General features: G+C 58.1%; 4 protein-coding genes. 1 reads left to right on the top strand and 3 read right to left on the bottom strand.

The window, feature by feature from the left end; all coding sequences use genetic code 11:
- Positions 1–158 precede the first annotated feature (158 nt).
- Together FBY02_RS24645 and FBY02_RS24640 are read right to left on the bottom strand one after the other, a co-directional pair.
- Complete coding sequence (locus tag FBY02_RS24645; RefSeq protein ID WP_144930756.1) at positions 159–1,865, bottom strand: ShlB/FhaC/HecB family hemolysin secretion/activation protein; 1,707 nt, start codon at positions 1,863–1,865, stop codon at positions 159–161.
- Positions 1,866–2,216: 351 nt separating this feature from the next.
- Positions 2,217–4,709: a sialidase family protein gene (locus tag FBY02_RS24640; protein ID WP_144930754.1), complete on the bottom strand. Its 2,493-nt coding sequence runs from the start codon at positions 4,707–4,709 to the stop codon at positions 2,217–2,219.
- 207 nt (positions 4,710–4,916) lie between these two features.
- Here FBY02_RS24640 and FBY02_RS24635 point away from each other — a divergent pair, with 207 nt between their 5' ends.
- The gene (locus tag FBY02_RS24635; RefSeq protein ID WP_144930752.1) at positions 4,917–5,192 is read left to right on the top strand and encodes a hypothetical protein; all 276 of its coding nucleotides are present in this window, start codon (positions 4,917–4,919) and stop codon (positions 5,190–5,192) included.
- 119 nt (positions 5,193–5,311) lie between these two features.
- Here FBY02_RS24635 and FBY02_RS24630 read toward each other — a convergent pair whose 3' ends face one another.
- Entirely contained in the window at positions 5,312–6,658 is a 1,347-nt protein-coding gene (locus tag FBY02_RS24630) for a DEAD/DEAH box helicase (protein ID WP_144930750.1), read from the bottom strand.
- Positions 6,659–6,847 lie beyond the last annotated feature (189 nt).

Below are 6,847 nucleotides of genomic sequence, written 5' to 3'. Positions count from 1 at the left end.
AACATGACGTTGGCCAGCAAAAACGCCAGGCCGCGCTTGGGCATGCCGCAGAACCGTTCGCGGTTTTGCAGGGCAGCAGAAGGTTGGCGGGCCAGCAAGGCGTATTGGCGGTCGTCCATGATCAGATCTCGTTGCTACAACATTTAAAAGGGCAGAATTTAAAAAAGAGCTTCCACGCGGAAATAGATCGGCGCTTCGCGCTCCGTCAGGGCATCCGGGCGTTCCAAGGAGTGGGCAAAGGTGACGCTGGCGCTCAGGTGCTCGCCTCGGGCGAACAGCTCCACCGAGTTGCTCGACATGCGCCCGTGCTGATCGCCGTTGTAGCGGGTCCCGCTGATCACACCCTGGTCATAGCCCAGGCTGGTGCCGTATTCGGCAAATACCGGACGCAACCATTGCAGCGTGACCGGGCGGCTCCAGCGCAGGTCGTTGCGCCAGTAGCCACCGTTGTCACCCGCCAACGATTGGTCCTTGTAACCACGAATCGAAGACTCCCCGCCCAGGCTCATGCGCTGCGGGCTGAACAGCACGTCTTCGCTGCGCTGGCCGGTCATCAGGCTGCTGAAGCTGAAAGACTCGTCCCACAGTTTGAACGGTTGCAAATAGCTGACCGTGGCGGTGTATTTGCGATAGCGGGCATCAGCCTGGCCTCGGGCCGGGTTGTGGTTGGCCTGGGCATCGAAGGCGCCGATGCCTTGCTGCATGCCCAGGTCCAGGTTGACGAAGGCACTGCCGACCCGACGGCCGTGGTTGATACCGAACTGCGCTTCGCTCAGGCGATTGCTGCTCAGCGCCAGTTTGCTGTCTTCGATGAAGTTGTTGCTGCGCAGGTAGGCCAGACCGGTGTTGAGAGAAGTTTTGCTCATGGCGTCGCGGTAGATGACCCGCTCGACCCGCAACTGATGGTTCTGGCTGTCACCGCTCTGCTTGAAGTTGAAACCGTTGGCCGCGATCTGCGAGCGGTACTCGCTCTGGCTGTAGGTGTAGCTGACGTTCCACCAGCCAAACGGCAGGTTGTAATAGAGCATGGCGTTGCGCGAGGTGTGCTGGTGATCGGTCATCGCGTCATGACCGCCGCGCAACATTAACTGATCGGCCAGGCCCAGCGGGCTGTCCCATTCGAAACGGGTGCCCCACTGCTGCTCGCCGGTGCTGCGCTGGCCGTCGTTGCTCCGGGACAGCCCGGCGCGCCAGGGCTTCTGCGGGGTATTTTTGACCAGCACTTCACTGCCGCCGACGTTCTGGCCGGGGGTCAGCTCCATTTGCGCCTGATTCGACGGCAGGCGATTGAGCTGGTCCACCATCTGCTCGATTTCCCGCAGGTTGACCAGCTCGCCGGTCTTGCCGGGAAACGCCATCGCCAACTCACGCGCCGACAGCTGGCTGTTCTCGGCGCCTTTCAAGCCTTCGAGCCGGCCCTCGACCACCAGCACCTGCAAGTGACCGCTGGACAGGTCCTGCTGCGGCAAGTAGGCACGGCTGGTGACCAGGCCTTTTTCGATGTAGTGGTCGGTGATGACCTTGAGCAATTCATTGAGCTGGGGCACGCCCAGGCATTGGCCGATGTAGGGCTGGAGCAGACGCTCGCGCTCACCGGCCGAAAGACTGTCGGCGCCCTTGAGTTCGATGGTCTTGATGGGGAAGCAACGGGTATCGGCCGGAGCGGTTGGCTGGGTCGGTTTCGCCTCTTGGCCCGGCAGGTCCTTGAGCTCCTCCAGACGGCGGCGCTGCTCTTCGAGCAGACGGTTCTGGCGCTCGCGGATCAGGTCGGTTTCACCGGGGGTCGGGGCGGCGTGAGCCAGGGTAAGCGGAGACAGGCACAGCAAAGCCAGGCACAACCTCGCCCAATGGGCGGGTGTAAACATGTTCGATCCCTCGAGCGAAGTGATATCAAAATAGCGGCGCGATGTTAGATGGCCATCATTTTGACGTCAATTAAATAGTTGCGCTCAAGGCTATCGATGGTCCCGTTCGTCTGAAATCAGGCGCCTTCCGCAAAAATGGGAAAGGTCTTAGGAAGCTGGAAGACGCAAGGGCTGTCGAATCATGCAAGCCAGCTTCTGTGGCGAGAGTTCTATGTCTACCCCAACCAAACTATGCTCATCTCATAAAAAAACCGGACCCAACGTCCGGTTTTTTCTCGAAAAAGCTTGGTGCCTGCTTCAGGAGACGCGGTTATCCGCGCTTATGAGCTTCACCGTTCGAAGTGTGAGCTGTTACTGGCCCGCCTTCTCAATGGCAGCCTTATTCTGAGGACCGAAAGAATATTTCAGGGCCCTTTCCTTCATCGTGCGCGGGTCCGGCAAACCTACGGTCTCCGGGTTCGCAAAGCCGGTTTGTTTATTACCGAGCGTAGGATTGATGGCATCGAACAGAAAACTGAAACCTTGTTTCAGCGAACTCTGGGCAATGCCGTGGCACCCCATGCAGCCGCCCATGGTCAGGCTTTGAGTGCTGTGAGCGTAATCCGGCACCATGATGTTCGCCTGGTTGCGCGCATTGGTCAGGGTGTTGTCATTCCGAATCGGGAATACGTTGCTGCCACGAAACAGCTGGATCCCCGGCTGGCTGCTTTCGACCATGATATTGGCCAGGTAGTAATCCGGATCGGTTTGAGTGCTCGACGGGATGGCTTGCACACCTTTAAGCCGATAGTGCTTCCAGACCGAATTGTTGAACTCACTGCTGCCGTCCATGAGCTGTTTGACCCGGTTATTCACCGCTTCGACTTCGGAATAAATGGTCAGCGGTTGCACCACACGGATCGGGCCGGCTTGTCCTTCGGGAATTCCGTTACTGTTGGAGTAGACGGGCGGAATCAGATTCGCATTGGCAACGGGACCCGCCTTCGGCAAAGGAACCGTATAGGTTTTGTTGCCGTCGGAGAAGCTGGCAGTCGGGGGATTTTCTGTCGTGTCGAGACCGGGATAGGCAATCTCGTTGTAGTTAGCGATGTAGTAAAGCCCGCTCGGAGACTTGCCATCGGACAAGGTCAGGGCATCCTCGTGTTCGAACGTGGCGAATATGAACGTCGGATAGTTGGGCGTCTTGTGGATGATATGCAGGGCGACCAGCGCGTAGTCTTCATTGTGCGCCACCGGCGCATCGTCCTTGCCCTGATAGGTCACCACCGTCGCCGTATGGTAGCGCGCACGATTCTGTACCGGAATGTCTGCCAGTTTGCGCCATGCCGCCTTGACCTCCACCGCACCGTCGGGCAACACAATAGGGTCCTGAAAACTGCTCAGGGTTCTCGCGTACTCATAAACGACAGGGTTGGCCTTGGCCTCGAACAGGATCTGGCTGTCGTTCGAAGGCGCATAGTCGTTTCCTGTCTTTGCCACATTCGGTGGGTTGACCGGGAAGAATATCGCGTTCTGCCCTATCTGGGTCGCCTCGTCCAGATTGTTGTAATGAGCATAAGTGGCGCCTGCCGCCAAGGGCGCCCCGTTGGGGAAATTGATGTAGCTGTATTGCGGGTCGGAACCATACGGACGAACGGGACCGCCTGCGGAGTTCTTTTGTTCTTTTGCCGCCGGAAACAGCTCGGTACGGTGAGCAAAGGTTTGCCACAACAAGGGATTGGGAGATTGTGAGGCCCTGCCCGAATCCGCAAAACTACTGTCGGGATTGCCAACGCCACGGTTAGCCGGCAACGGGGTTTTGGCCGTATTGTTCAGGGCGAAAAAGCTCCGCCAGGCGAAGGTTGCATAGTCGGTGTGGCTGAGCCCCGTTGCCAGGTCCGCAGGCAGTTGCGGGTTGTCCGCCGTCAGATCGCCTGTGGTAATGGCATAGGAAACACCCAGTCCCGGCGCGCCCGTCAAATCCCCGAGCGTTTTGGAAAAATAGGGACTCCAGTTGACCCCATCGGTTGAAGCGAACGTATTGGTGCCACTGCTGATAAAAATGCGCTTGCCGATCATTGTTGCGCGGCTTAACAGAAGCTCATTGGCTATACCCGACAGCGTTTGCTCATCGCCCCAATGAGCACTGCGGTCGTAAGCACGCACGGCCAGATGGCCAATATCATAAGAGTAGTAAAGCAGCAGCTCACCGTTATAGACCACCGGCACGATGCTCAGGATCCTGTAGGCGTTTGCCTTGAACCCGAGATTTGGCTGGCTCCACTGAAGACCGTCGTCCGAGGTCACGTAGTAAACAGTGCTGTCGTCCTCCTCGCAGTAGAAGACAAACAATTGCCCGTTGTACACCACTGGACTGTTATAGGCCGCATCATCGGAGGCCGTGACAGGAATGGCGTTGGACCAGGTCATGCCGTCTTCGGAACTGACGCTATTTATTTGAGCCTGGCCGGTAAAGGTCAGTATCAGTTTTTGTTTGAACACCGTGACGGAAACATTACCCACGAGATTGGGGACGGGGATGGGCTGTGGAGTAGACCAATTACTTCCCTCCGCCGAAGTGGAAAAATAGATATGAGCAGTGTCGCTCTCGCTGACCCAGAACATATACAACTTGCCTTTGAACGACTGCACCGCGGGTGTAAACAACCCAACCGAAGTGGCTGGCACACTGCTGGTTGCGGACGGTTTTCCATTGATAGCATCAGGACTGTCGAAGACATCCACTTCGATCCCCACACCTCGTTGCGGAGTGGCAATGATCACGCTTTCGGCATAGGTCGATGAGACTGCGAACACGCTGCACAGGCACAACATCAGGCGACTGAATATCGCTCTAAGGGTCATAGTTTTCATTCCTTTGATAATGCTGCTCAAGAAGCGACCCAGCGATGCAGGCGCAATGCTACCGGTCGTTTCTCCATGGTAGACGACTGTTTAATATCGGCCAGGGTCATTCCGAAAAGAAGTCACCAGGACGGCGGTCAATGAACTTTCCACCCGACATCGGCCTCAACCCATTACCTGCCCAACAAGGAATACGAGGCTCACACCATGAAACCCCTCCTGACATTCACCCTCGCCGCCACGCTCACCTGCGCCCTGCCCGCCTGGGCCACTTGCACCCCGGAAGAAGCCACCGCCAAACGCGAACAGCTCGCTCAGGAAGTCACCAAGCTCACCCAACAGAACCCGGCCAAGGCCAAGGAGATGAATGATGAGTTGCAGGCCATGGATCTGGAGACAGCCAGCAAGGACGTGCCGGACAAGTGCCAGTTGATTGATAAGCGTCTGGAGGAACTGAAGGATGCCGGGAAAAAAGCGGGCTGACCAACCAAAGCCAGACCACCCGCTCTTGTGGCGAGGGGGCGGCGCCAAGCTTAAGTGTTGATTTCGCTCATAAAAAAACCGGACGCAGGTCCGGTTTTTTGTGGAGCCGCGCCGCAGGCTTACTCAGTCGCGGGCGCCTCTGGCTTGCGGCGCTTGAGGGGCGCCATGCCATCCTTGCTGACCAGCGAAGGCGCATCGCTCTTCGGGCGGTTGGCAGTCTTGCGCTTGGTCGGAGCCTTGGCGGCGGTTTTCTTCTTGTCGCCCTTGGCGTCGACCTTTTTCTTCTTCGCGCCAACGGCCTTGCCCGAAGCCTTGACCTTTTTCGGTCCGCCGTAGGTACCTTTGACTTCCTTGATGGTACGGCGCTCGAAGCTCTGCTTGAGGTAGCGCTCGATGCTCGACATCAGGTTCCAGTCACCGTGGCAAATCAGCGAGATCGCCAGACCATCGTTGCCGGCACGACCGGTACGGCCGATGCGGTGCACGTATTCGTCACCGCTGCGGGGCATATCGAAGTTGATGACCAGGTCCAGGCCTTCCACGTCCAGGCCGCGCGCGGCGACGTCGGTGGCCACGAGGATCTTCACGCCGCCTTGCTTGAGGCGATCGATCGCCAGCTTGCGATCCTTCTGGTCCTTCTCGCCGTGCAGCACGAACGCCTTGTATTCCTGTGCCACCAGGCGGCCGTAGATGCGGTCGGCCATGGCCCGGGTGTTGGTGAACACGATGGCTTTTTCGTAGGTTTCGTTGGCCAGCAGCCAGTTGACGATCTGCTCTTTGTGCTGGTTGTGATCCGCGGTGATGATCTGCTGGCGGGTGGTGGAGTTCAGTTGGCTGACCGCGTTGAGCTGCAAGTGCTCCGGGTTGTTCAACACCTTGGCGACCATCTCCCGCAGGCCCGAGCCACCGGTGGTGGCGGAGAACAACATGGTCTGCTGGCGGTTGGCGCATTCGTCCACCAGTCGCTGCACGTCTTCGGCAAAGCCCATGTCGAGCATACGGTCGGCTTCGTCCAGCACCAGTACTTCGACTTCCTTCAAGTCCAGGTTGCCGGCATTCAGCTGTTCGATCATCCGCCCCGGCGTACCGATGAGGATGTCCGGCACCTTGCGCAGCATGGCGGCCTGGACCTTGAAGTCTTCGCCGCCGGTGATCAGGCCGGACTTGATGAAAGTGAACTGCGAGAAACGCTCCACTTCCTTCAAGGTCTGCTGGGCCAGTTCACGGGTCGGCAGCAGGATCAGGGTCTTGATGCTGACACGGACCTTGGCCGGACCGATCAGGCGATTGAGGATCGGCAACACGAACGCGGCGGTCTTGCCGCTGCCGGTCTGCGCCGTCACCCGCAAGTCACGCCCCTGGAGCGCGAGCGGAATGGCCGCTGCCTGCACCGGCGTTGGCTCGACAAATTTAAGCTCGGCCACGGCTTTGAGCAGGCGTTCGTGCAGGGCGAATTCGGAAAACACGGGTGCTACCTCGAAGAAATGCAAAAAAACAGCTGCATAGGGTAACGGTTTCGAGCGCGAAGGCCGAGTTTCTTTATGCAAACGGCGACAATCAGTGGCTTTTTTTTACGGCCGACTCGCCATCAACAGTCACTTCGGCAGGCTTAAATGCTCTAATCCCACGTCGCATTTCAATAGAAGATCCGTTTC

The sequence above is a fragment of the Pseudomonas sp. SJZ078 genome, from assembly GCF_007828255.1.
In the GTDB taxonomy this organism is placed as follows: Bacteria; Pseudomonadota; Gammaproteobacteria; order Pseudomonadales; family Pseudomonadaceae; genus Aquipseudomonas.
Note: the sequence above shows the minus strand (reverse complement) of the source record. Positions and strands in the feature narration are given on the sequence as shown.